Annotated in this window: 1 protein-coding gene; it reads left to right on the top strand. The window is 29.8% G+C overall.

The genetic code is table 11. The features are described from left to right. Nucleotides 1-28 precede the first annotated feature (28 nt). Nucleotides 29-255: hypothetical protein (locus tag SCA31_RS24450; protein WP_410699569.1), on the top strand; the 227-nt coding region annotated here is incomplete at its 3' end.

The raw sequence follows: 255 nt of genomic DNA, 5'->3' as shown, positions 1-255 counted from the left end.
CTGTATATTTCAGAGTAGCTACACTATTATGACCAGCATTATACCTAAAGAAAATAGAGTTAAGGAATTATTGAATTTCGGAATATCAGAAGTATTTGTGAGAAATATTGGAAATATTCCGGAATTAAAATATCGAATTGAAGATGTAGAGGGCGCATACTTTTATTTGCCAACTATATTGAATTATAAAATACTAAATGGAAAACGGATCGTTCCTATTTTCGATTGTGGAGAAAGTTTTACTGTTCTTATTAC

This window comes from Chryseobacterium sp. SIMBA_028, from assembly GCF_046535285.1.
GTDB lineage: Bacteria > Bacteroidota > Bacteroidia > Flavobacteriales > Weeksellaceae > Chryseobacterium.
This window is presented reverse-complemented; position numbering and strand designations above follow the sequence as displayed.